The sequence below is a fragment of the Glaciimonas sp. CA11.2 genome, assembly GCF_034314045.1.
Lineage (GTDB): Bacteria > Pseudomonadota > Gammaproteobacteria > Burkholderiales > Burkholderiaceae_D > Glaciimonas.
Window position 1 is genome coordinate 5,311,873 of the sequence record NZ_JAVIWL010000001.1, and the last position, 25,423, is coordinate 5,337,295.

A 25,423-nucleotide genomic window follows, 5' to 3' on the forward strand; every position below is an offset into this window, starting at 1 on the left:
TTGCGTTATAGACATGGTGAATTTCAGGACTCGAGAAGCGAGAACGTATTACCAATTTCTTCCCCAAACTTCTCCAGAAACATTAATTGCCTCACGTATTGCGCGGCCTTTTCAAAATCTTGTGCATCCAGCGTTGCGGCAATCTGAATCAAATCTTTGGTTCGAGCTAAACGTAATGCCTTATCGAGCCGATCCAAGGCTTCAATGTCCTTGGCGTCCCGCGCATCTTCCAAGGCCTCGCGCCACTCCATCTGCTGCATCAAAAAACTACCCGGCATTGCCGTGTTCGATTCAGCCTGCAAGTCAACGCCGTTTAGCTCGCACATATAGGCGGCACGTTTAAACGGATTTTTGAGAGTCTGATAGGCTTCATTGGCACGCGTCGCCCACTGCATCGCGACGCGTTTTTCAGCGCCGGTGGCATTCGCAAACCGATCCGGATGGATCTGATTCTGAACCTCGTGATACGCCTGCTCTAGCGCCGTAAGATCAAGCGAAAATTGCTGCTGAAGATGGAACAGATCGAAGTGATTTTGCATATTTACTTAAAACAAAAGCCTGTTCTACTGCAACAGGCTTAGTTAGTCCATGAGGGATACAACACGACAGACTTATTAATTAACCATCTGCACTCGCTATGGCTTCAAAATAAGCCTAACGAGCAGCAACACAATCTGCTTGGCCTGATACCCGACCGGTCACATCAAATGGTAAAGCTTTCGCCGCAACCGCACTCATCCTTAACATTCGGATTATAAAACTTGAAACCTTCATTCAATCCTTCACGGGCGAAATCAAGTTCAGTACCGTCAATGTAAGGCAAACTTTTAGGATCAACAAAAACCTGAATCCCGTGCGATTCAAAAACCGCATCTTCAGTCGTCTTCTCGTCAACGTATTCCAGCTTATAAGCCAGTCCCGAACACCCGGTCGTGCGCACACCAAAACGCAAGCCGATACCCTTGCCACGTCTTTCGATGTAGCGATTGATATGCTTTGCAGCTTTTTCAGTGAGAGTAATTGCCATAACCTGTCATCTCTTTCTGTTACTTTTTAGCTAGTTGTTGTCATTGTTCCGGCAACTACAACTACACGGAGAAGCTGCTCTCAGCCAGATCAACAACGACTAACTCGGACTTACGCAAAGCCGTCCCAGCAAGGCGTGCCGACGCAGACAGCACGTGAGTGCGGCAAGGAAAGCACAACGCCGCTGGGGCGACTTTGCGTAAGTCCGAAAATTAGGCTGCTTGTTTGTGTTCTACGATTCCATGCTTCGCTTTGTAGTCTTCAACTGCCGCTTTAATCGCATCTTCTGCCAAAATTGAGCAGTGAATTTTGACTGGCGGCAGTGCCAACTCTTCGGCAATTTGCGTGTTTTTGATCGACATTGCCTGATCGAGCGTTTTGCCTTTGACCCATTCGGTGACCAGCGATGATGATGCAATCGCTGAACCGCAGCCGTAGGTTTTAAACTTTGCATCCAAAATCACGCCATCTGCGCCGACCTTGATTTGCAACTTCATTACGTCGCCGCATGCTGGCGCGCCGACCATACCGGTACCGACAGTGTCATCGCCCTTTTCGAAGGCACCAACATTGCGCGGGTTTTCGTAATGATCGAGAACTTTTTCTGAATAGGACATTTTGCTACTCCTTGTTATGGATCTTGCAGCATAGTAGTCAGTCAACTACGAGCCGAAAAAAATACTAGAATCAGCTAACTTTTAGTGAGCTGCCCACTGGATCGAACTAATATCGATCCCGTCTTTATACATATCCCACAGCGGCGACAAATCACGCAGCTTAGCGACTTTTCCTTTAATGAGATCAATCGTGAAATCAATCTCTTCTTCAGTCGTAAAACGACCGATAGTGAAACGGATCGAGCTATGCGCCAATTCGTCGTTACGGCCAAGTGCACGCAAAACATACGATGGTTCCAGACTAGCTGAAGTACAAGCTGAACCCGACGACACTGCAATATCTTTGATCGCCATGACCAGCGATTCGCCTTCGACGTAATTGAAGCTGATGTTCAGGTTGTGCGGAACACGATGATCCATGTCGCCATTCACATACACTTCTTCCATCGTTTGCAAACCAGTCGCCAGACGATCACGCAGAGCGCGGATACGCACCAGCTCAGTCGCCATTTCTTCCTGTGCAATCTGGAACGCTTCACCCATACCCACAATTTGGTGTGTAGGCAATGTACCCGAACGCAAACCACGCTCATGACCGCCACCGTGCATTTGCGCTTCCAGACGGACACGCGGCTTGCGGCGTACGTACAACGCGCCAATCCCTTTAGGACCGTAAGTTTTGTGTGCTGTGAAAGTCATCAGATCGACTTTCCAGTTTTCCAGATCAATTTCAAGCTTGCCGGTTGCCTGAGCCGCATCGCAATGGAAAATAATACCTTTCTTGCGACACAATTCGCCGATTTCCTGAATTGGCTGAATCACGCCAATTTCATTATTCACCAGCATGACCGATATCAAAATGGTATCTGGGCGAATCGCCGCTTCCAATTGCTCGATGGTGATCAAGCCATTATCTTGCGGTTGCAAATAAGTTGCTTCAAATCCCTGGCGCTCGAGTTCACGGACGGTATCCAGCACCGCTTTGTGCTCGGTCTTGACCGTGATGATGTGCTTGCCTTTAGTTTTGTAAAAATTCGCGGCACCTTTTAGCGCAAGGTTATTACCTTCGGTCGCACCGGATGTCCAGATGATTTCACGTGGGTCAGCCTTCACCAGCGCAGCAACTTGCGCACGCGCATCTTCAACTGCTTTCTCTGCAGTCCAGCCATACATATGGCTGCGTGAGGCTGGATTACCGAATTGCTCGCGCAGGTACGGAATCATTTTATCGGCAACACGCGGATCAATCGGCGTCGTTGCTGAGTAATCCATATATATAGGGAAGTGCGGTGCCTTCAATGTATCTATCAGGCTTTTTTCCAGGGGTGCGTTCATACTTTTTCCAAGCTCCAATCAAGCAACCAGGTGGGAACGATGCATTACCACCACATTTTGTTCAGGGTTTTTCGGTTTTTGGTGCGCTTTTTGGTGCGCTTCTTGCTGATCCACCAAGTCTTTCAACGAAACCGAATCCAGATATTCAACCATTTTTGCATTCAACGTCGACCACAGATCATGTGTCATACATCGACCACCGCCTTGATCAGAGCTGTGACAATTTTCTTTCCCGCCGCATTGTGTTGCATCCAGCGGTTCATCGACGGCAATAATAATGTCGGCGACTGTAACGTCTTTTGCTGGTCGGGCCAGATTATAGCCACCACCAGGTCCACGTACCGACTCCACTATTTTGTGGCGTCGTAACTTTCCGAACAGCTGCTCCAGATAGGATAACGAAATTTCTTGCCTCTCGCTGATCGCTGACAATGTGACAGGGCCGTTACCTTGGCGCGATGCCAGGTCGATCATTGCTGTTACTGCAAATCGGCCTTTCGTAGTCAACCGCATGGAATCTCCGTTCGTAGAACACTCTTTCATTCTTTATTCGGAATACCTGAATAATTTTGTCTAGTATAACAAACTTGAGTGAATCCGTCAGGTATTACCCTATTTTCAAAAATTCATATAAACTTCAATCACTTGCACGATATTTCTATAGCAAAATCTATTCTAATTTGCGCACTATTTGACGATATTTCTTTCAGTCACTCGGATTATTCTGCCTTGCAATGATCACATTCACAGGATACCGCCGGGCAAGACAAAAAAGATCAGCATTTCTTTTAAACGAGGCCGCAAGCAAGCCATCGATAGCACTATAATATCGCCCCTTCCGGTATAAATATTTAGAAGCACAGACGCATGGCCACCCGCAAATCCAAAACACCGCAGTCACCGACCCATAGAGCTGAGAAGAAACGCGCCGATATTTTAAAATCGGCCGGAAAATGCTTCCGCAAAACTGGCTTCCATCAAACCTCCATGCAAGAAATTTGCAACGAGGTCGGCCTTGGACCGGGTGCCGTCTATCGCTACTTCACCGGCAAAGACGCAATTATCGCCGCCATGGCCGAGGACGAACGACGTCAGGCACGCACGATGCTGAGCGAATTTCATGACACCGATAATTTGCCGCAAGCGCTATCTGCCATTACCCAAGCCTTTGCCTTACGCTACGCGGCAACCAGCGACGCGGGGTTGATGACAGAAATCTACGCCGAAGGACTGCGCAACAAAAAAGTCGGCGCCATCATTAAAAAAGCAGAATCAGAATGGGTCGACGGCCTCGCTGACATGTTGCGCACGGCACAAAAACGCAAACAAATTGATCGCAAACTTGATGCAGGGCAAGTCGCACTACTGTTGACTGCCATGTGGGACGGCCTTGTTATACGGCAAGCCTACACACCAAACCCGCCAGAAGCGTTATTAGCCCTGTTTGACAATATGCTCACAAGCTGGCTGACCCGCGACCCAAGCCAGGACAAATCACCTAAAACAACAACAGACCAAAAAACCAAACTACCGGTTGCGCGTCCCGTGACGGAAAAAGCAGCCCAAAAAGCCGAAGACGATCTCCGCCAATCCAATCTGTTCAAACCAGAAAAAAAGAAAGCCGGAAAAAAATCTAGCGAACCAGAAGGGTTGCCAGCTTTGCCATCAATGTTCCCAGAGCCAGACGACACATCAGAAACCGACGAAAATACGGTTGAATTAGACCTTCGCCAAATGAGTCTAATTTGAATGATCATTCAATATTAAGGCTACCTAAAACAAGAACGTAATCAAGCCTTCCGCAACAAGTGCATCGGCCCAAACAGGCCCTGCATACGCGCATTTCCGATAAAGCTCAGATTATAAGGATGCTCTGCCATCATCTTCGGGAATTGCGCAGCCACAGCCAGCGCATTGACTTGCTCGGCAATCTTTCCCCACAACACCAGCGTCGGTAATTCAGGCGCCGCATTCACACTATGATCTGCCAGTCCGCGCAAAACAACTTGCAAAAACGGCAACCACGGCTTAGCCTCCTTGACCGGCGGCACAGAAGATCGAAACACCAAGGTCGCGTTGAGCAACAGAAATCCCTTTGCAGTCAGATTTTTTTGCAGCTCAGCCAGAGTCTGAATTGTCGCAGAAGCACTATTTTGCGCTTGCAATGCAACCCCCACCATCGCATCACCCGCGGTCCTCTCAATATTTAACTGACCGTCCGCGACCAGCAACATTTTCATAAAGTTACGCAGCGACGTTGCACGATTGACGGGCTTTGACAGGCCCTTTTCAGACCACAACGCACCAACCGCACCATCCATAAAACAGACCCCCGTTGCACTCGCATCCCGCGGATAAGGCCCTTCGCCGACCAACACATACTCAACCTCATCCAAAGGCAGCGCAAAAGCAGCAAACAAACGCCCTTGCGTCGGCAAAAAGTCAGACCTTACCAAATCAGGCAGATAGTCAGGATATAGCGCCGCCATCGCCGACAAACCCTCCAACAAAATTGGACGCCAGGAGGGATCAGCAACCTCTAACGCTACATGGATATCCGAAGGAATAACAGCATCAGATGGATCAAGCTTCATCATTTAAAATCAATTTCATCAAGTTGCCTAACGAGACAATATTAAGGCCCAATAAGGTGCCTTAATATTGCGCTTAATAACATGCCTAATAATGCATAAAAATTATTTTAAATAACAATTTTTCACTCTAATTTTTGAATGAATGCTCAAATTTATATTCAGTCTTTTTACAATCTGATTCAAGCTCAAATATCGACGCAATTTAAACATAAAGCATATCAAGTTGGCACCACATTATCCACTCCCGGCGCACCAAACAACTGCTGCTTCAACTGATGCATTTGATCCCGCACTTGCGCCGCCTTTTCAAACTCCAAATTTTTCGCATGATCACTCATCTGCTTCTCCAGTCGCTTGATTTCTTTACTCATTTGCTTTTCACTCATCGACTCATACTTCACGCGATCTTGTGCCGCATGCAACTCCTCCCGCGCGCCCGAAGGACTGTACACGCCATCGATCAGGTCACGAATTTCCTTCCGAATACCAACCGGCGTAATCCCATTTTCAAAATTGAAAGCAACCTGCTTGGCACGACGTCGTTCGGTCTCATCTATTGCACGGCGCATTGAATCCGTCATCCGATCCGCGTACAAAATCGCCGTACCATTCAGGTTACGGGCGGCGCGACCAATTGTTTGAATGAGGCTTCGCTCAGAGCGCAAGAATCCCTCCTTATCCGCATCCAGAATAGCCACCAACGATACCTCTGGAATATCCAGACCCTCGCGCAACAAGTTAATCCCAACCAGCACATCAAACGTACCCAAACGCAAATCACGGATAATTTCAACGCGCTCGACCGTTTCAATATCACTGTGCAAATAACGCACCTTGATACCGTTATCACTCAAGAAGTCAGTCAACTGCTCCGCCATGCGCTTGGTCAGCGTCGTCACCAGAACCCGCTCACCCTTTTTAATGCGAGCGTTCGCTTCGGTCATCAGGTCATCCACCTGACTCAACGCTGGGCGCACCTCGATCAACGGATCGACCAAACCGGTCGGACGCACCACCTGCTCCACCACCTGATCAGCATGCTGTTTTTCGTAATCGGCGGGTGTCGCCGAAACAAAAATCGTCTGCCGCATCTTGCCCTCAAACTCATCGAACCTCAGCGGCCGATTATCCAACGCGGATGGCAAACGAAATCCATAATCGACCAGATTGGTCTTTCGTGCGCGATCGCCGTTATACATGCCATTAAGTTGCCCAATGAGCACGTGCGACTCATCCAGAAACATCAATGCATCTTTTGGCAAATAATCAACTAAAGTCGGCGGCGGATCACCCGCTTTCGCACCGCTTAGGTGGCGCGAATAATTTTCAATTCCTTTAGTGAACCCAATTTCCTGCATCATCTCCAGATCGAATCGGGTGCGCTGCTCAATACGCTGCTCTTCGATGAGCTTGTTTTCACGCCGGAAAAAATCCAGCCGCTCACGCAACTCATCCTTGATAGTCTCAATGGCGCGCAACACCGTACCGCGTGGCGTCACATAATGCGAACCTGGATAAACCGTAAAGCGTGGAATCTTTTGCTTGACACGCCCGGTCAACGGATCAAATAGTTGAAGACTGTCGATTTCGTCATCGAACATCTCAATGCGCAACGCCAACTCCGCATGCTCAGCCGGAAACACATCTACCGTGTCGCCACGCACGCGGAACGTACCGCGCCCAAAATCGATTTCATTGCGGGTGTATTGCATCTGAATCAACCGCGCAATCAGATCCCGCTGGCTCACCTTATCCCTCACGCGCAGGGTCAAAATCATCTGATGGTATTCGCTCGGGTTACCAATACCGTAAATAGCCGATACAGTTGCAACGATTACAACATCGCGCCGCTCCATCAACGATTTTGTGCACGACAACCGCATTTGCTCGATATGCTCATTGATGGATGAATCTTTCTCAATAAACAAGTCTCGCTGCGGTACGTAGGCTTCCGGCTGGTAATAATCGTAGTAACTAACGAAGTATTCCACCGCGTTCTGCGGAAAGAATTCTCGGAACTCGCTATATAGTTGCGCCGCAAGCGTCTTATTAGGCGCAAATATGATCGCCGGACGCCCCATCCGTGCAATCACATTAGCCATCGTATAAGTCTTACCCGAGCCCGTTACACCCAGCAAAGTCTGGTAAAACAGTCCGTCTTCAATGCCCTCAGACAACTTATCGATCGCCGCTGGTTGATCACCAGCCGGCAAAAATGGCTGGAACAATTTATAAGGCGAATTGGGAAACGTGACGATCTTCGAATCATCAATCTTGTTAGAAACCTGTGCAACTTGTGATTTGTCAGCCATGAGCGTCGACCTTTGGTAGAATATGATGTTATTTCGCGCCGCCTCGATTGTGATCCGGCACAGCATTCAACCTGGAGTCTGTCGGACTGTGGGAGTCGAAGCGAGAAATGGGCTGGGCGAGGATAGATTTTGCCGGATTCACAGCGCCAATAGCATGCTATTGGTCAAGAAACTGGTGAAATACGGACCGCCCAGGTCATTTTGTAGTCGATTTCCATAGTCCGGCAAACTCCTAGCTGCAAACCTCCTGTTGGCAGCCAACTTTTTATGTTATCACGATGAACGCTCCTCTTTCAGCCTCCCTCTTCACCGCCATCGAAATGGCGCCACGCGATCCTATCCTTGGCGTCACTGACGGCTTCAACTCTGACAAAAATCCGAACAAAATCAACCTCGGCGTTGGCGTGTACTCCGACGACGATAGCAAAGTACCGCTACTGCAATGCGTACGCAAAGCCGAGGCGCAACTGATAGAAAAACTGTCACCGCGTACTTACTTGCCTATCGACGGTTTAGCCGCGTACGACAAAGCTGTCCAAGAACTAGTATTTGGGGCCGACAGTGCCGTAATTAAAGAGAAGCGCGCCATCACCGTGCAAGCCATCGGCGGCACTGGCGCGTTGAAGCTAGGTGCAGATTTTCTCAAACGCTTTTCTGCAGAAGATACGCAGGTATGGATCAGCGATCCAAGCTGGGAAAACCACCGCGCATTGTTTGAATTTGCAGGCTTCACGGTCAACAACTATCCGTACTACGACGCGGCTACACGCGGCGTCAATTTTGCGGCCATGCTCGACGCATTGAAGGCAATGCCACGCGGATCGATTGTCTTGTTGCACGCTTGCTGCCACAACCCAACTGGCGCCGATCTAAGCAGCGACCAATGGACCGAAGTCATTCAGGTTGTCACGCAAAATGGATTAATTCCTTTCCTCGATATGGCCTATCAAGGATTTGGCGACGGCATTGACGCTGACGGCGAAGTCGTACGTCGCTTCACTGACGCTGGCGGCCCACTGTTCATCTCGAACTCATTCTCTAAATCGTTTTCACTGTACGGCGAACGCGTAGGTGCATTAAGCATCGTCGCCACATCCGCAGAAGAAGCCGGTCGCATCATGTCGCAACTCAAGCGCGTCATCCGCACCAACTACTCCAACCCACCGATTCACGGCGGTCAGGTAGTCGCCACCGCACTGGCATCGCCAGAGCTGCGTGCATTATGGGAAGAAGAACTGGCAGGCATGCGCGTACGTATCCGCGAAATGCGCGAACTGCTCGCCAAGAAATTAAAAGAACAAGCACCCGCCCACGATTTCAGCTTCGTCACCAAACAGCGCGGCATGTTTTCATACACAGGCCTCACCAAAGCACAGGTAGAAAAACTGCGCGACGAGTACTCAATCCACACCATCGATACCGGTCGTATTTGTGTTGCTGCATTAAATACGAAAAATATTGATTATGTTGTAGCGTCAATCGCAAAAGTCCTTTAATATACGGGCTCTTTTGGACGAAGACGATATTGAGTTTAAAACGTTTTCGGCCAAAAAAGATTGCAAATTAAATGACGAAAAATTTGACAGTTTGAATCTTTCGAGACTATAATTCTGCTTCTTTCTTTTCCCTGATAGCTCAGTTGGTAGAGCGACGGACTGTTAATCCGCAGGTCCCTGGTTCGAGTCCAGGTCGGGGAGCCAGAACACTAGTAGTAGAGAATCAAGCACTTACGAGAAATCGGAGTGCTTTTTTTTCGTCTATCTATTCCCGATTAGATTCAAAAACTGGCCTTTGCCGGAAATCTGCCGGAATGAAAGAATCCAGACCAAGCGCCTTATTAACGATCGGAGAAACTGGAATGGCATATATCAAGGAACGCGGGGCCTATTGGAGAGCTGAAGTTCGGCGCAAAGGATACAAACCGACATATCGCACCTTCGATACTCAGAAGCAGGCCCAACAATGGGCACGCCGTATTGAATCGGAAATGGACTCGGGTCTATACGCTGATAGGGCCGAGGCAGAACGTACTACCCTACGCGAGGCGCTTGAGCGCTACAATAAAGATATCGTCCCAACCAAGCGCCACCCCTACCAAGAAACCTGTCGCATTAACAGGTGGCTGCAAAATGACCTTTGCTACCGAACCCTGGCGAACCTTAAGGGTGCCGATTTTGCCCGTTATAGGGACGCTAGGCGAGAAGCCGGTCGAGCAGAAAATACAATCCGACTGGAACTCCAGCTCATCAGCCATCTATTCGAGATTGCTCGCAAAGAATGGGGTATGGAAAGCCTTCCCAATCCCCTACAAAATATTCGAAAGCCCGCTGGCAGTCGTGCCCGCAGTCGCCGCTTGGAAATCGGAGAATACGATCTGATCCTTGAACGTTTGAATGCAAGTGAGAACAAGTGTGCCGCATGCGCCTTCGATCTCGCCATTGAAACAAGCCTGCGACAAGGTATGCTATTTAAACTTCGGTGGGAGTGGATAGATCTATCGGCACGCATGATACGGTTTCCGGCCGGTGCTATAGAAATTGCGAATAAGGGCGTGCCTGCGATATTACCGTTATCGAAACATGCTATCAAGACATTACATGCGATCTGTCCAAGAGATGACAAAGGCGAAATCGCGTTGTCAAACTCTGGACTCGTGCTGGATACCACTGCAAATGCAGTCATTTGTATTTGGAAACGCGCCCTTGCGAAACTTCAAATCAAAGACCTGCGTTGGCACGATCTGCGACACGAAGCTGCATCGCGCCTCTTCGAAAAAGGATTGCACCCGATGGAGGTAGCCAGCATCACTGGACATAAAAGTATGCAAATGCTCAAAAGATACACACACCTTAAACCGGAAAGCCTTTTAGAAAAGCTCGGATAGTGCCCTGCTTCGATTTTTTTGGGTACAGATTCGACTTCAATTTCTCGATAACACCATTTATATAGCAACTCCAATGTAATAATTTATTTAATTCGTCACGGTGAAAGCGCCTCCAAGGCAAGCAACTGATGATCCTGGCCTAAACTCCACTAAGTAAGCACATGAATTGGCATCATGAATAGTGAGTTAGCTGGACTTCCCCTAATTCAGTAGACACTATTAAGTGCCACTAATTTAGGGGAAATCCATTTCTTTGATAATGCTTGATGCAAGTCTGCACTTTCACAACCGCATCGGAAGTTGGGAATCAGCAATTAATCCTCACTGTATGGAGTTTTTTCAAAAAGAAATAGATTGAAGGTATACGTATCTCGATAATGCTTGAAAACATCAATAAACTAGTCCTCTGGTAAGATAAAATGTTGCAAATAGTTAAATAACACTACCTTTGCAAGCAAGCCAACTGCCCGGATACACACGAGGACATCCTTTCCTATCGTTGACAAGAAAAGCCTTTCCGAACGCGACATCTGCTCCAAGTACATCACACCGGCCATAACGGCCGCAGGCTGGGATCTGCATACTCAGATTCGCGAGGAAGTGAGCTTTACCAAGGGGCGCGTGATTGTGCGCGGCAAACTGTGGGTATTCTGGCCGATCGTGACCACCGATTCTGGTCTATCGTGACCGACCATTCTGGCGCATCGTGACCGCTCATTCCGGTCTATCGTGACCGATTTCAAGCCCGACCAGAATCGGCGGTCACGATAGCAGAATCATCGGTCACGATACCGGAATGGTGTCGTACAGCACCGTGATGATGTTACGCATAGAGCAACCGAACGGGTACGCTTCCAGTTTGTCTGGAGACAACGTGCCCGTACAAAGGATCACTATGCGTAAGATAAAAGACGTATTACGTTTAAAACTGGATGCCAAACTATCGCACCAGCAGATTGCCGCAGCACTGGGGATTTCAAAAGGAGTCGTCACCAAGTATGTCGGCCTGGCCGCCGTTGCCGGTTTGGACTGGTCGGCGGTGCAAGATGTAGACGACACCGAGTTGGCGCACCGGCTTTTGGTCACGCCAGAACGGACCCGAGACCATGTCCAGCCAGATTACGCCAGGCTGCATCACGAACTGCGGCGCAAGGGGATGACGCTGATGTTGCTATGGGAAGAGTATCGTGCCGATTATGCCCAGCACCAGACCTATGCCTACTCACAGTTCTGCGTGAATTACCGGCAGTTTGCCAAACAGCTCAAACGCTCTATGCGCCAGATTCACCGGGCTGGCGAGAAACTGTTCATTGATTATGCTGGTCCGACTATCGGTCTCACTGATGGTAGCCGTGCCCACATCTTCGTCGCTGCTCTGGGCGCATCGAGCTACACCTATGCCTGTGCTACGCCGCGTGAGACGATGGCCGACTGGCTCACTTCGACAGCGCGTGCGCTGCGCTTCTTCGGCGGGGTACCGCAGTTGATTGTTCCCGATAATCCGAAGGCTATGATCGCCGACGCCAATCGCTACGAACCACGCAGTAACGACACCGTACGCGATTTTGCGCGCCACTACGGCACCTCCATCTTGCCAGCCCGTCCGCGTCATCCTCAGGATAAAGCGAAGGCCGAATCAGCAGTGCAGATCGTCGAGCGCTGGATCATGGCGCGTCTGCGACATCAGCAATTTAGCAGCGTCCACGAGGTCGATGTCGCCATCGCACCGCTGCTGAGCGTACTTAACGATAAGCCGTTTCAGAAGCTACCCGGTAGTCGCGCCAGTGCGTTTGCCCAACTCGATGTCCCGGCGCTACGGCCTTTGCCATTGCAATGTTATGAGATGGCGCATTTCAAGACTGTCAGGGTGCATAACGATTACCACGTTGAGATCGGCCGCCATCACTACAGTGTGCCGCAAGCCCTGGTCGGTCAGGTGCTGGAAGCCCGGATGACAGCGACGACAGTGGAAATCCTGCATCGCGGTCAACGTGTCGCCAGTCATCCGCGCAACAGTGGCGAAGGCGGGTTCACCACCGACACCCTGCATATGCCGGTGGCGCATCGTGCGCAATTGGAATGGACGCCACAGCGACTGATTCACTGGGGACAGACCATCGGTACGGCGACAGCGGAGGCGGTGACGCGTCTGATGGCCGAGAACAGACATCCCGAGCACGGCTACCGTGCCTGTCTTGGTCTGCTGTCATTGGCCAAGCGCTACGGCAAGCCACGTCTTGAAGCAGGATGCATGCTGGCCTTACAGCTCGGTGCCTGCCAATACCGCCACGTCCGTGACATTCTCAAAAATAACCGTGATCGCACACCGTGTGCCCCAGTTGGCGATTGGGTCAGTCCTGACCATGCCCATGTGCGTGGCCCTGATTACTATCAATGAGGATGTCAACGATGATGATGCATACCACTCTGGCCCAATTGCGGACCTTAAAACTCGATGGCTTAGCGACCGGACTGGAGGAACAATTGACGCAGGCCAGTATGGCGGCGATGAGTTTCGAGGAACGTCTGGCACTCTTGGTTGATCGCGAAGTCCATTGCCGCAATGACCGCAAGCTCCTGCGCCTGCTTAAGAACGCCCACCTGAAATACGCACAAGCGGCGATTGAAGACATTGATGCCCGCTCGGGGCGTGGCATCGACCGCCGTGAAGTGATGAGTCTGGCGCTGGGAGATTGGGTCAGTGCTGGCCACAGCATTCTCATTACCGGACCGACCGGTGCTGGCAAATCGTGGCTGGCCTGCGCACTGGCACAGTACGCCTGTCGGCGCGGATACTCTGCTGTTTATCAACGCGTACCCCGTCTACAGGAAGAACTACGCATCCGGCACGGCAGCGGCAGCTTTGGGAAATGGCTGCTCCAACTCGCCAAGATCGATGTCTTGGTACTTGATGACTGGGGCATGGGCGCGATCGACAGCACGACCCGTTCCGACTTGCTGGAGATGATTGACGACCGGGCGGCAAACAGAGCGACGATTATTACCAGTCAACTTCCTGTTGACCATTGGCATGCCTGGATTGGCGACGCCACTATTGCCGACGCCATCCTGGACCGCATTCTGCAGCGCAATCATCGGCTGACACTGACCGGCGATTCACTGCGTGGCGCAGAACGACCTAAAACCAGCAAAAAGGAGAAAACTATCGACCCATCGTGACCGCAGACATTACAATTTAACCGCGTAACAACATCGCAGGCGCAGCGGTCACGATCGGCCAGAATGAGCGGTCACGTTGACCAGAATACGCAAAACTGCATACCCGTGGTGAACAAAAGCGCGCAGATTACATCTTGTACTACAAGCCAAATATCCCGCTAGCAGTCATCGAAGCCGAGGAAAACGCTCAAAGCGTCGGGGCTGGCATGCAACAGGCTTTGAACTATGCCGAAACCCTCGGCGTACCGTTTGTGTTTAGCTCCAATGGCGATGCCTTCCTGATGCATGACCGTACTGGGCTGGCTAAAAGGACCGAGCAGGAACTGGCATTGGATGCTTTCCCCTCACCCGCAGAACTGTGGCAGCGCTACTTTCAGTGGAAAGGGCTAGAAACACCCGATGCCCTTCACACTGTGGAAATGCCCTATTACGATGACGGCGGAGGACGCGCTCCGCGTTATGAGGTAGTCTGAAAAAAACGGACACACGAATTTGATAAACTGAGTTCAAAGGAGTGTGGATGAAAACGCAAAAGAGATACAGCGACGAGTACAAAGCTGAAGCGGTAAAAATGGTATTAGAACAAGGTCTGTCAGGAAGAGAGGCGGCCATGCGACTAGGGATGTCGCAAAGTAATTTGAACAAATGGGTAGTTCTTGCCATGGGTAATAAGTCTGGCAAAGTGATGACAGTGGCTGGATCTCGAAGTGTGGCGGAGCTGGAAGAAGAGCTAGCTAAAATGCGGCGTGAACTGCATGAAACGCGCCAGGAACGCGATATATTAAAAAAAGCAACGGCGTACTTTGCACGGGAGTCGCTACCCGGTACGCGCACGTGAAAACATTGCAACTCCACTATCCTGTGAAGCTACTGTGTAAAGTATTGGTCGTATCACGCAGTGGTTTTTACGATTGGCTGACACGTGTTCCGAGCGAGCGCAGTTGCGAAGATGAACGGTTAAAAATAGCAATCAAAGTAGCGCATCGACGTACCCGTGAAACGTATAGCGTAAGACGTTTGCAGCCTGAATTGGCAAATGATGGATTTACGGTTGGGCGGGATCGGCTCACGAGATTGCGTCGTCAGTTAGGTATTGTTTGCAAGCAAAAGCGGCAATTTAAAGTGACGACCAATTCCAATCATAGCTTTCCAGTGGCTGACAATTTACTGAATCAAACGTTTAATCCGACTCAACCGAATCAAGTATGGGTCACTAATATCACCTATATTCCGACTCAAGAGGGCTGGTTATATTTGGCTGGTATTAAGGATGTCTTTACCTGTGAAATCGTCGGTTATGCGATGGGTGATCGGATGACGCAAACGCTAACCAGCCGTGCTCTATGGCGTGCAGTAGCACTTCAACGACCATCCGCTGGACTGATCCATCACTCTGATCGTGGCAGCCAATATTGCGCCCATGCTTATCGCCTGTTGTTAGAGCAATTTGACATGCAAGCGTCCATGTCACGCAAAGGAAACTGTTATGACAATGCACCAATGGAAAGTTGTTGGGGCAGCTTAAAAAATGAGCTGGTACATCATCGGCGATATGCCACCCGTGCCGAAGCTGAGGCATCTATTGGTGAGTACATCGAAATCTTTTATAACCGTCAACGAAGGCATTCACGATTGGGGTATTTATCCCCAGCTGCTTTTGCTGATAATTTTAACCGGCAGAAAAAATCTGCTTGAGACGTGTGTCCGGGATTGACAGTTCACCTCACTCTGCGGTTCTTGCACGAACAAGCCAGCGAACTCTCCGCCTGGATTCAAAATGTTCGATTCGATCAGCTCGATGGCAGTTGCCGCCGCCTCCAGCATTTGCAACTGACCTGTCGCCAAACAACTGTTTACCGACGGGCCGCAGACACCGAAATCAGACCGATCAGGCTTGTCCTGTAAAAATCAATAACCTTTTTCAATATGAAAAACTTAAAACAACTCCGCAGCAACTTCGAACGTAGGACGAACCGATCAATGTAGATCCCATCGCTGGTTTGGTGATTTGAGATGGACAAATTCCGCCGGTTTGAGGGCGCTACACATAGTTGCAGAACAGTCAGTGCGCGCAAATGCTGTCTATGTCAGGTCAAAAATTTTGCCCGGATTAATGATGCTGTTCGGATCAAACACCTGCTTGATCGCCTGTAAATACGCAATTTCCTCCTTTGACCGGGTATAGCCCAAATACGGCTTCTTGGTCATGCCGACACCGTGTTCAGCAGAAATTGAACCGTCATATTTTTGCACGGTTTCAAACACCGATCGGTTCACAATCTGACATTTGGCAAAGAACTCGTCCTTGCCCAAGTTAGCAGGCTTGAGAATATTCAGGTGCAAATTACCATCCCCAATATGGCCAAACCAGACGATATCGAAGTCCGGATAGTTGGCCTGCACGATAGCGTCGATGTCGGCAATAAATGCCGGAACATGCGTAATCAACACGGAAATATCGTTTTTGTACGGCGTAAATTTGGCGATCGTCGCCGAAATGTCCTCACGCAGGCGCCATAACTGCCTGGCCTGGGTTTCGCTCTGGCTCATCACGCCATTTTGTACCCAGCCGGCCTCCATGCACGCTTCAAAGACGTGCATCGCCTGCTCTTCAACGGTGGGCGATGAAGCTTCAAATTCGAGCAACACATAAAACGGTGTCGCATCCTCGAACGGACGGGCCACATCGCCACCGGCAATCACGCATTGCAGCGCCAGTTCCGAAAAAAACTCGAATGCGGTCAAGTCCAGCCTGGCTTGAAACGCCTCCAGGACATGCATGATCGAATTGAAGTCCGGCATACCCAGTACCATCACACACAAATCGTGCGGTTGGCGTTCCAGTCGGATCTCCGCTTCGGTAATAAAACCGAGCGTGCCTTCGGCACCGATAAACAAATGCCGCAAGTCATATCCGGTCGCATTTTTCGTCATACCCTTGTTCAGGTGCAAAATGTCGCCGTTGCCGGTGACGACGGTCAAACCAAGCACCCAGTCGCGGGTCATGCCATAACGGATCACCTTGATTCCGCCGGCGTTGGTGGCAATATTGCCGCCGATCTGGCTGGAACCGGCCGACGCAAAATTGACCGGATAATACAGCCCTTGCTCGATGGCAAACTGCTGAAGTTGTCCGGTCAGCACGCCAGCCTGGACCCGCACCATATGATCGAGAGGTAAGAACTCGAGCACTTTGTTCATCCGGTCGAAGCTGACCACGACTTCGCCATGCGCGGCCACGGCGCCGGCCGACAAGCCGGTGCGGCCACCCGATGGCACCAAAGCGATTTTTTTCAGATTGGCCAGTTTGACGATGGCTTGCACTTCTTCGGTGCTGGCTGGAAACACAATGGCTGTGGCGGCCGGCGCATATTGGCGGCTTGCGTCACAAGCCCAGTTTGCCAGGCTGTCGACATCGATTTTGACGTGCGTCGCGCCGACGATGGCTTGCAGTTTTTCAATCATGGTCTGGTGTCGATTCATCAATACAATACGCGGGCCCAAATCGTCCCCTCGACTTCCTGCAGCTTGTGCAGCGCCACGGTCGAGTAGTCGGCATCGACATCCATCACCAGATAACCGAGCGCATCGTTGGTCATCAGGCTTTGTGCAGCGATATTGAAGCCATTTTCGGAAAAAATGCGGTTAATGGCTGACAATACACCGGGAATATTTTTGTGTATGTGCAGCAAACGGTGTTTTCCTGCAAGCAGCGGCACCGCCACTTCCGGGAAGTTCACGGCGGACAGCGTGGCGCCGGTATCGGAGTAGCGGACAAATTTCTCGGCCACTTCTAGACCGATATTAGCCTGGGCTTCCAACGTCGAGCCACCGATATGCGGCGTTAAAATAACGTTGTCGAATCGACGCAGCGGCGACAGAAATTCTTCATCGTTGGCTTTCGGTTCTTTTGGGAACACGTCGATAGAAGCGCCACCGAGTTGTTTGCTTTCTAGCGCCTCAGCCAGCGCGTCGATATCGACGCAACTACCACGTGCTGCATTGATAAAGATGCTGCCAGGTTTCATTGTTGCAAATTGTTTGGCCCCCATCATGTTTTCGGTCGAGGCAATTTCAGGCACATGCAGGGATACGACATCGGCTTGCGCCAAGAGCTCGTCCAGTGTGCCCAGCTGACGGGCATTACCCAGTGCTAGTTTGGTGATGGCATCATAATAAATTACATGCATGCCCAGCGCTTCGGCCAGCACGGATAATTGACTGCCGATGTTGCCATAACCGACAATACCCAGTGTCTTGCCACGGGCTTCAAACGAGCCTTCCGCAGATTTCGACCAACCGCCGCGATGCACCAGTGCATTTTTCTCCGGAATTCCGCGCAATAGCAGGATGGCTTCGGCCAGCACAAGTTCAGCCACAGAGCGAGTATTGGAATGGGGCGCATTGAAAACAGGAATGCCTTTGGCCATCGCTGCGCGCAGATTGACCTGGTTGGTGCCGATACAGAAGCAGCCAATGGCAATCAGTTTATCGGCCGCTTGCAACACTCTTTCATTAATTTTGGTGCGCGAGCGGATGCCGACGAAGTGGACGTTCCTGATTTTTTCGATCAGCGCATCTTCATCGAGCGCCGTGTGCAGGTAGTCAATATTGGTGTAACCATTGCCGCTCAAGACATCGACGGCATTTTTATGTACACCTTCCAGCAACAGAAAGCGGATTTTTGATTTATCTAAAGATAATTGGCTCATTACAATTCCTTGCTTCATAAAAAAATAGGGTAAAACGCAGCGCCGGCTTCTCAAGTCGGCGCCAGCCTAGTGTTGATTGAAGCCACGTCGAGCGCGGCGAAGGTATTAATGACTCAAATTAAATATTCAAATGAACCGTTAATGGCGCACTTTTTGTCTTGTTCAGTGCAACTATTAACGGTAGATGTTTTGCTGCAATTGCTATTGCTTTGTTTCATTACTGCTGTCTCTTTATGCGCGCAATGTAACCAATTGCTTCGATTGAACATAGCGCTGGCGCACCGGCATATCCAGCATCCGCACATGCGCCTTAAACCCCGATAACAGGACTCAGCCCTCTAGGCAGTGGAAAAACAACTGTCTCCTCTACTCCTTCCAATATCCGCACACTCTTCGCACCATATTCCTTCAAGCGATCGACTACCCCCTGCACCAAAATCTCGGGAGAGGAAGCGCCAGCAGTGACACCGATGCGCTTTTTCCCTCCTAGCCATGCTGGATCGATTTACGCAGCGCTCTTTACCATATAAGCCAGCGCCCATTTTTTTTCCGCAACTTCGCGCAAACGATTGGCATTGGAACTATTCGGGCTACCGATAACGATCACTACATCAACCTGCAGCGCCATGAATTTGACGGCTTCCTGGCGATTCGTAGTGGCGTAGCATATGTCGCCTTTTTTAGGCTCCGCAATCGTGGGGAATTTGCGTTTTAATGTCGCTATCATGTCGGCAGTATCGTCGACTGACAATGTGGTTTGCGTTACATAGGCCAACATGTTGGGCATTTTCACCTGAAGATTCTCGACATCGGCGACTGTCTCAACCAGATAAATGCCCTCGTTGGCCTGTCCCATCGTGCCTTCCACTTCCGGGTGCCCAGCATGACCTATCATAACAATTTCGCGTCCTTCGCTCCGCATCTTGGCGACCTCGCTATGCACCTTGGTGACCAGCGGACAAGTCGCATCGAACACCCGCAAGCCGCGTTCGGCAGCCTCGGCGACCACTACTTTAGGGACTCCGTGCGCAGAAAAAATGACCGTATTACCAGGTGGAACTTCGCTTAATTCTTCGATGAAAATAACGCCTTTATTACGCAAGCCATTGACAACATAAGCGTTATGCACGATTTCGTGACGCACATAAATAGGCGCGCCAAATTGGGCCAAGGCTCTCTTGACAATGTCGATTGCCCGGTCAACCCCAGCACAGAATCCGCGTGGCTGCGCGAGCAGTATTTCGTTATCCATTTTTTCTTAGTATGTCCATTAATCTACCGTTTATTCTTTCTTTAACATTAACGACGCGCACCACAAACAGATAGTTAAAATTAAACCACGGTCAGCCAACACGTGAATCAACGGTAGGGCGCGTCCGCTGCTCGCGCTGCCGCAATTTCTGTTTCATAACGATCCCCGATCGCTAGCAACATTTCCTTGGTGAAGTAGAGATCGCCGCGTTTTTCACCGTGATATTCCAGAATATGCGTTTCGACGATGGCATCGACCGGACAGGCTTCTTCGCAAAAACCGCAGAAAATACATTTGGTCAGGTCGATATCGTAACGTGTCGTGCGACGTGAACCATCATCACACTGTTCCGATTCGATCGTAATGGCCAGCGCCGGACAGACTGCTTCGCATAATTGGCAGGCGATACAGCGCTCTTCACCGTTCGGGTAGCGACGCAATGCATGCAGACCACGAAAGCGCGGGGAGAGTGGCGTTTTTTCTTCGGGAAATTGAATCGTGATCTTTCGCGCAAACAGATAACGTCCAGTCAGAGCTAGCCCCTTGATCAAGTCACGTAGCATCAAACTGGCAAAAAACTCTTTAATGGCGTTCATGTTATTTCCTAACCAACCCTAAGGTGACTTGGTTCTGAGTGGCGAGCAAGCAGACCGACTCATTACCAAAACGATGACGGATACTCGTTGTAATACCTTCTGTATTCAATCCGCACATGGCCAGCAATTGCGTCGCATCACCGTGATCGATAAAGCGATCTGGCAAGCCCAAGTGCAATAGCGCTTTGACACATCCAGCAGCAGCCAGTGCTTCTGCCACCGCAGCACCGGCTCCCCCCATGATCGAACCCTCTTCGACCGTGACCAAGGCATCATGGCTATGTGCCAGATCAAGCAGTAGCGCTATATCGAGTGGCTTGATGAAACGCATATTGGCGACGCTGGCGTTGAGTATTTCGCCAACGCACAGACTTGGCGCCAGCATCGTACCAAAAGCCAAAATCGCAATGCCCTTACCTTGACGCCGTAATTCACCTTGGCCAAACGGCAGCACAGTCAATGCCTTATCGATGGCGACACCCAATCCGCCCCCACGGGGATAGCGCACCGCAGCCGGCCCTGGGTAGTGGTAGGCGGTGCTTAACATCTGCCGACATTCATTTTCGTCAGAAGCTGCCATGAGCACCATGTTGGGGATGCAACGCAAATAGGCGATGTCGTAATTGCCCGCATGGGTAGCCCCATCCGCGCCAACCAGGCCAGCACGATCGAGCGCAAATGTGACATCCAAATTTTGCAACGCGACGTCGTGTATCAGCTGATCGTAGGCACGCTGTAAGAAGGTGGAATAAATGGCCACGACCGGCTTTAGACCTTCGCAGGCGAGACCTGCGGCAAAGGTCACTGCGTGCTGCTCGGCAATGCCGACATCGTAATAGCGCTTGGGAAAGCGCTGTTCAAACTCGATCAGCCCAGAACCACCGGCCATCGCGGGCGTGATGCCTATGAGCTTATCGTCTTGCGCGGCCATATCGCACAACCAGTCGCTAAACACCTGGGTGTAGGTCATCTTGCTGGAAGTCGCTGGCTGAATACCTTCGAGCGGATTGAATTTCCCCGGGCCGTGATAGAGCACCGGATCAGCCTCTGCCAGTTTGTAGCCGTTACCTTTTTTAGTCACGACATGCAGAAATTGCGGGCCTTTCAGATGTTTTATGTTGTGCAGAGTCGGAATCAAGGAGTCCAGATCATGGCCATCGATCGGTCCTATGTAATTAAAACCCAACTCCTCAAACAGCGTCGCAGGTACAACCATGCCTTTGGTGTGCTCTTCAAAGCGCTTGGCCAATTGGAACACCGGCTCCGGTAGTATGGCCTTACCCGTATTCTTGGCCTTGGCGTAAAACTGGCCGGACATCAAGCGCGCCAGATAACGATTCAAGGCCCCGACCGGTGGCGAGATCGACATATCATTGTCGTTGAGAATCACCAATAGATTAATATCCTCATACACGCCGGCGTTGTTCATCGCTTCGAACGCCATTCCGGCAGTCATGGCACCGTCGCCTATCACCGCGATCACGCGACGCTCCATTTCACCTTTGGTCAGCGCTGCCCGTGCCATACCCAGAGCCGCCGAAATTGAGGTCGATGCGTGGGCTGTGCCAAAGGTATCGTAGGCACTTTCATCACGTCGTGGAAATCCGGAAATGCCATTCAACTGACGCAAGGTTTTCATCTGATCACGCCGCCCAGTGAGAATTTTATGCGGGTAAGTTTGATGGCCAATGTCCCAAACCAGGCGATCTTCCGGGGTATTAAAGACATAATGCAGCGCGATGGTCAGTTCGACCGTCCCCAAATTAGACGACAAATGACCGCCTGTTTGGGACACCGAATCGAGGACGAATTGGCGCAGCTCTTCGGCCAGTATTGGTAGTTGCGCATGCGACAGTCGACGCAAATCGACTGGGCTGTTAATGTCATTGAGTAAATTCATACCAGCTTAATTCTCTACTAAACAGGCCCTTGTTTGTTTTGCATATGGTCGGCGACTTTGGCAAATGCGCTCGACAACTCACGGCGCAGATCGGCATTCTCTACCTCTTCACGCAATGCCCAGTTCATGCATAGCAGCCATTGGTCGCGTTCAGACTCGCCGATAGGAAATGGCAGGTGCCGACGACGCAACATCGGATGGCCGTACTCCTGTACATACAGCGCTGGTCCGCCCATCCAGCCACACAAATATTTGAACAGCTTGTCCTCAGAGTCGCGCAAGTTGCCGGGGTGTAGTTGCCGGATGCCATAAGATTCGGGTAGCTCATCCATGAGCTGGTAGAAGCGCGTGACTAGGGCACGCACCTTTTCAACGCCCCCGATGCGGTCGTAATGCGTCGTCATGTTGACAATCAGGCCGAAAAAGAAGAGCCGCAGCCGCAGGTTGACGTCGCGCCAGGATTCTTGATGACGAACTGCGCCCCTTCCAAGTCATCCTTGTAGTCGATTTCTGCGCCGACCAGGTACTGGTAACTCATGGAATCGATCAGCAACTGAACGCCATTTTTAACCATCGTCGTATCATCTTCATTGGCCACTTCGTCAAAAGTGAAGCCGTATTGGAACCCTGAGCAACCGCCGCCCTGCACAAATACGCGTAACTTTAGCTCTGCATTTCCTTCTTCTTCAATTAATTGGGCGACTTTTCTTGCGGCGTTATCACTAAAGATAATCGGTGCTGGCATTTCAGTAATGGCGTTCATTGATGACTCCAGATAAATATTCAAATGAACCGTTAATGGCGCACTTTTTGTCTTGTTCAGTGCAGCTATTAACGGTGGATGTTTTACTGCAACTGCTTTGTTTCATTTACTGCTGATCACTGGCAACGATTCCTGCCTTATATGCCTGCTGATCGGCATGGTATGAACTACGCACCATAGGGCCCGAGGCGGCATTCACAAAGTGCATTTTGTAGGCTTCTTCCTCGTACATTTTGAAGGTGTCCGGGTGCACATAACGCAGCACCGGCATGTGACCGCCGGACGGTTGCAAGTACTGCCCGATGGTCAACATGCTGACAGCGTGCGCACGCAAATCACGCATCACTTGCAAGATTTCGGCATCGGTCTCACCCAGCCCCACCATGAGACCGGACTTGGTCGGTATGGCGGGATGCGCGTGCTTGAAATTTTTTAACAAGTTGAGTGAGTTTTGAAAATCTGCACCGGGGCGGGCTTCTTTGTACAGGCGCGGCACGGTTTCGATATTGTGGTTCAATACGTCCGGCGGCGCGGTGCTGAGGATGCTGAGCGCCAAATCCAGCCGGCCGCCAAAATCAGGCGTAAGGATTTCGATGCGCGTGTTGGGTGAGCGTGACCGTATCTGGCGTATGCATTCAACAAAATGGCCAGCACCGCCGTCAATCAAATCATCGCGGTCCACTGAGGTAATCACGACGTAATGGAGTTTCATCAAGGCGATCGTCTCGGCGAGCCGTTCCGGCTCGGTGCTATCGAGCGGGTTGGGGCGACCGGTGCTAACGTTGCAGAATCGGCAGCGCCGCGTGCATTTGTCGCCCATGATCATGAAGGTCGCGGCACCCTTACTCCAACATTCACCAATGTTAGGGCAAGAGGCTTCTTCACACACGGTCACCAGCTGATTGGTGCGCACGATCTCCTTGATGTCTTTGTAGCGGCCTGAGGCTGACGCCGCCTTGACGCGTATCCAATTTGGTTTTGGCAATCTTTCCGCGGCAAGAGTGTCGTCACGTTTGGTCTTCTGCGAGCCCCTTTGTTGATCGCGCCGAGTATTGGGCGATGCTGTCTGCGCTACCACAGACACGACATTTCTAAAGCGGATGGTTTCGATAGTCATCGTGCTGCTGTCCTCGCCTTTAAGCTTGTAGATGTGTCCATAAATAACATTATCGTCCGTTCGCCAATGCCAGAAACTCCGTGCGCAGCGCCAGATTAGACAGAAGTTCGCCCAGCATGGCTGAGGTGATGGTTTCTTCTCCTTGTGTGCGGATACCCCGGCTTTCCATGCACAGGTGTCGGCAGTGTATGACTACGCCAACCGCTTTTGGCTCCAGATGGCTCATGAAAGCATTGGCAATTTGAACGGTGAGTCGCTCCTGTCCCTGCAATCGCTTGGCAAAGCAATCAACCAAGCGCGTCAGCTTTGATAGACCGACTATTTTTCCGTCTGGAACATAGCCGATCGTGGCGGTACCAAAAAACGGCGCCAGATGGTGCTCACAATGGCTGTAGACCGGAATGCCCCGTATGAGGATCAACTCGTCGTACCCTTCCGCCCCGTCTTCAAACACTTTCAGCAGCTCAGCCGGGTCTTGCGCATAACCAGAAGTTCAGTGTTTCCAGGCTTTTGCAACACGGGACGGTGTTTCTACCAGGCCGGCTCTATCTGGATCCTCGCCTAAGCTGATGAGAAGACGACGCCAATCGTGCTCGGTAAATTGCTGCTCCGGACTCGGTATTTTTTCTGTCGATGTTGCTCGTGTTGTGAACGTGTTATTCATGCGGTTTGTTGACCTTTAGTCGTAAGCGACGTAATGCTTAAATATCAAATACATAAATCTTCACTTTTTTTGTCTGCTTACTGTCAGCCAGACAAGAGGTGCATCAATCCCAGCGGTTATCGCGTACCTGAACCTCGCCATTTTCTATGCGTACCGGGAAGGTGCTGGTCGGTTCGTAAGCGGGAGCAGACAATGCCACGCCGGTACGGATGCAGAAGCGTGCGCCGTGGCGCGGGCAAATGATCTGGTCGCCTTCGACGGTGCCGCCGGTAAGCTGGCCACCATCGTGGGTGCAGACGTCTTCGATGGCGTAATACTGGCCGTCGAGATTAAATACGACGATCTGCGTGTCGTCTACATCGATAACCCGTCGCTCGCCTGGCGCGACTTCTTCGGCCCGCGCTACTGTGACCCATTCACTCATTGCAAGCCTTCATTCATCCAACTCCCCCTGTCAAATTGTGTGTTCGG

The 25,423-nt window shown here is 50.8% G+C and carries 21 protein-coding genes, 1 tRNA gene and 3 pseudogenes; 8 read left to right on the top strand and 17 right to left on the bottom strand.

Features of this window, described 5'->3' with window-relative positions:
• Positions 1–23 precede the first annotated feature (23 nt).
• The 5 genes from hscB to iscR all read right to left on the bottom strand — a co-directional run bounded on the left by hscB (position 24) and on the right by iscR (position 3,491).
• Positions 24–539: a Fe-S protein assembly co-chaperone HscB gene (hscB, locus tag RGU75_RS22990; protein WP_322240034.1), complete on the bottom strand. Its 516-nt coding sequence runs from the start codon at positions 537–539 to the stop codon at positions 24–26.
• A gap of 164 nt (positions 540–703) precedes the next feature.
• Positions 704–1,027, bottom strand: coding sequence for an iron-sulfur cluster assembly protein IscA (gene iscA, locus RGU75_RS22995; RefSeq protein ID WP_108442383.1), 324 nt, complete (start codon positions 1,025–1,027; stop codon positions 704–706).
• Positions 1,028–1,238: 211 nt separating this feature from the next.
• Complete coding sequence (gene iscU / locus RGU75_RS23000) at positions 1,239–1,643, bottom strand: Fe-S cluster assembly scaffold IscU (protein WP_322240036.1); 405 nt, start codon at positions 1,641–1,643, stop codon at positions 1,239–1,241.
• A gap of 81 nt (positions 1,644–1,724) precedes the next feature.
• Complete coding sequence (locus RGU75_RS23005) at positions 1,725–2,978, bottom strand: IscS subfamily cysteine desulfurase (RefSeq protein ID WP_322240038.1); 1,254 nt, start codon at positions 2,976–2,978, stop codon at positions 1,725–1,727.
• Between the two features lie 18 nt (positions 2,979–2,996).
• Positions 2,997–3,491: a Fe-S cluster assembly transcriptional regulator IscR gene (gene iscR, locus RGU75_RS23010; protein WP_322240040.1), complete on the bottom strand. Its 495-nt coding sequence runs from the start codon at positions 3,489–3,491 to the stop codon at positions 2,997–2,999.
• 354 nt (positions 3,492–3,845) lie between these two features.
• Between iscR and RGU75_RS23015 the strand changes: the two genes are divergently transcribed.
• Positions 3,846–4,727, top strand: coding sequence for a TetR/AcrR family transcriptional regulator (locus RGU75_RS23015; protein WP_322240042.1), 882 nt, complete (start codon positions 3,846–3,848; stop codon positions 4,725–4,727).
• 41 nt (positions 4,728–4,768) lie between these two features.
• Here the strand turns inward: RGU75_RS23015 and RGU75_RS23020 are convergent, their stop codons facing one another.
• Both RGU75_RS23020 and uvrB read right to left on the bottom strand, forming a co-directional pair.
• Positions 4,769–5,575, bottom strand: coding sequence for a uracil-DNA glycosylase (locus RGU75_RS23020; RefSeq protein WP_416186842.1), 807 nt, complete (start codon positions 5,573–5,575; stop codon positions 4,769–4,771).
• Between the two features lie 215 nt (positions 5,576–5,790).
• A complete protein-coding gene (uvrB, locus tag RGU75_RS23025) occupies positions 5,791–7,884 on the bottom strand; it encodes an excinuclease ABC subunit UvrB (RefSeq protein ID WP_322240044.1) in 2,094 nt (697 codons plus the stop codon).
• Positions 7,885–8,162: 278 nt separating this feature from the next.
• Between uvrB and RGU75_RS23030 the strand changes: the two genes are divergently transcribed.
• From RGU75_RS23030 to RGU75_RS23060, 7 genes and pseudogenes are all read left to right on the top strand, one after another.
• Complete coding sequence (locus tag RGU75_RS23030) at positions 8,163–9,380, top strand: amino acid aminotransferase (RefSeq protein WP_322240046.1); 1,218 nt, start codon at positions 8,163–8,165, stop codon at positions 9,378–9,380.
• A gap of 128 nt (positions 9,381–9,508) precedes the next feature.
• Positions 9,509–9,584 (top strand) — tRNA-Asn (locus RGU75_RS23035).
• 158 nt (positions 9,585–9,742) lie between these two features.
• A complete protein-coding gene (locus RGU75_RS23040) occupies positions 9,743–10,768 on the top strand; it encodes a site-specific integrase (protein WP_322240048.1) in 1,026 nt (341 codons plus the stop codon).
• An 874-nt stretch (positions 10,769–11,642) separates the two neighbouring features.
• Positions 11,643–13,166, top strand: coding sequence for an IS21 family transposase (istA, locus tag RGU75_RS23045; RefSeq protein ID WP_322240175.1), 1,524 nt, complete (start codon positions 11,643–11,645; stop codon positions 13,164–13,166).
• Positions 13,167–13,177: 11 nt separating this feature from the next.
• Positions 13,178–13,948: an IS21-like element helper ATPase IstB gene (gene istB / locus RGU75_RS23050; RefSeq protein ID WP_322232626.1), complete on the top strand. Its 771-nt coding sequence runs from the start codon at positions 13,178–13,180 to the stop codon at positions 13,946–13,948.
• A gap of 92 nt (positions 13,949–14,040) precedes the next feature.
• A pseudogene (locus RGU75_RS23055) lies at positions 14,041–14,409 on the top strand (type I restriction endonuclease); the annotation flags it as partial.
• A gap of 59 nt (positions 14,410–14,468) precedes the next feature.
• A protein-coding gene (locus RGU75_RS23060) for an IS3 family transposase (RefSeq protein WP_322240050.1) occupies positions 14,469–15,643 on the top strand; the annotation gives its coding sequence in 2 pieces (ribosomal slippage) (positions 14,469–14,739 and positions 14,739–15,643; 1,176 coding nt in all).
• A gap of 387 nt (positions 15,644–16,030) precedes the next feature.
• Here the strand turns inward: RGU75_RS23060 and RGU75_RS23065 are convergent.
• The 10 genes and pseudogenes from RGU75_RS23065 to RGU75_RS23110 form a co-directional block, all read right to left on the bottom strand.
• A complete protein-coding gene (locus RGU75_RS23065) occupies positions 16,031–17,413 on the bottom strand; it encodes an FAD-binding oxidoreductase (RefSeq protein ID WP_322240052.1) in 1,383 nt (460 codons plus the stop codon).
• Positions 17,414–17,430: 17 nt separating this feature from the next.
• A complete protein-coding gene (gene serA, locus RGU75_RS23070) occupies positions 17,431–18,660 on the bottom strand; it encodes a phosphoglycerate dehydrogenase (RefSeq protein ID WP_322240747.1) in 1,230 nt (409 codons plus the stop codon).
• 310 nt (positions 18,661–18,970) lie between these two features.
• Positions 18,971–19,912 (bottom strand): annotated as a pseudogene (gene ispH, locus RGU75_RS23075) (4-hydroxy-3-methylbut-2-enyl diphosphate reductase).
• 107 nt (positions 19,913–20,019) lie between these two features.
• Positions 20,020–20,508, bottom strand: a complete 489-nt coding sequence (gene nuoI / locus RGU75_RS23080) for an NADH-quinone oxidoreductase subunit NuoI (RefSeq protein WP_322240054.1) — start codon at positions 20,506–20,508, stop codon at positions 20,020–20,022.
• A gap of 1 nt (position 20,509) precedes the next feature.
• A complete protein-coding gene (gene dxs, locus RGU75_RS23085) occupies positions 20,510–22,408 on the bottom strand; it encodes a 1-deoxy-D-xylulose-5-phosphate synthase (RefSeq protein WP_322240056.1) in 1,899 nt (632 codons plus the stop codon).
• 17 nt (positions 22,409–22,425) lie between these two features.
• Entirely contained in the window at positions 22,426–22,812 is a 387-nt protein-coding gene (locus RGU75_RS23090) for a group II truncated hemoglobin (RefSeq protein WP_322240058.1), read from the bottom strand.
• Between the two features lie 8 nt (positions 22,813–22,820).
• Positions 22,821–23,171, bottom strand: a complete 351-nt coding sequence (erpA, locus tag RGU75_RS23095) for an iron-sulfur cluster insertion protein ErpA (protein WP_322240060.1) — start codon at positions 23,169–23,171, stop codon at positions 22,821–22,823.
• Positions 23,172–23,277: 106 nt separating this feature from the next.
• On the bottom strand, positions 23,278–24,288 hold the full coding sequence (lipA, locus tag RGU75_RS23100; protein WP_322240062.1) for a lipoyl synthase: 1,011 nt from the start codon (positions 24,286–24,288) through the stop codon (positions 23,278–23,280).
• A gap of 49 nt (positions 24,289–24,337) precedes the next feature.
• Positions 24,338–24,952 (bottom strand): annotated as a pseudogene (folE, locus tag RGU75_RS23105) (GTP cyclohydrolase I FolE).
• Between the two features lie 103 nt (positions 24,953–25,055).
• On the bottom strand, positions 25,056–25,376 hold the full coding sequence (locus RGU75_RS23110; RefSeq protein WP_322240064.1) for a non-heme iron oxygenase ferredoxin subunit: 321 nt from the start codon (positions 25,374–25,376) through the stop codon (positions 25,056–25,058).
• Positions 25,377–25,423 lie beyond the last annotated feature (47 nt).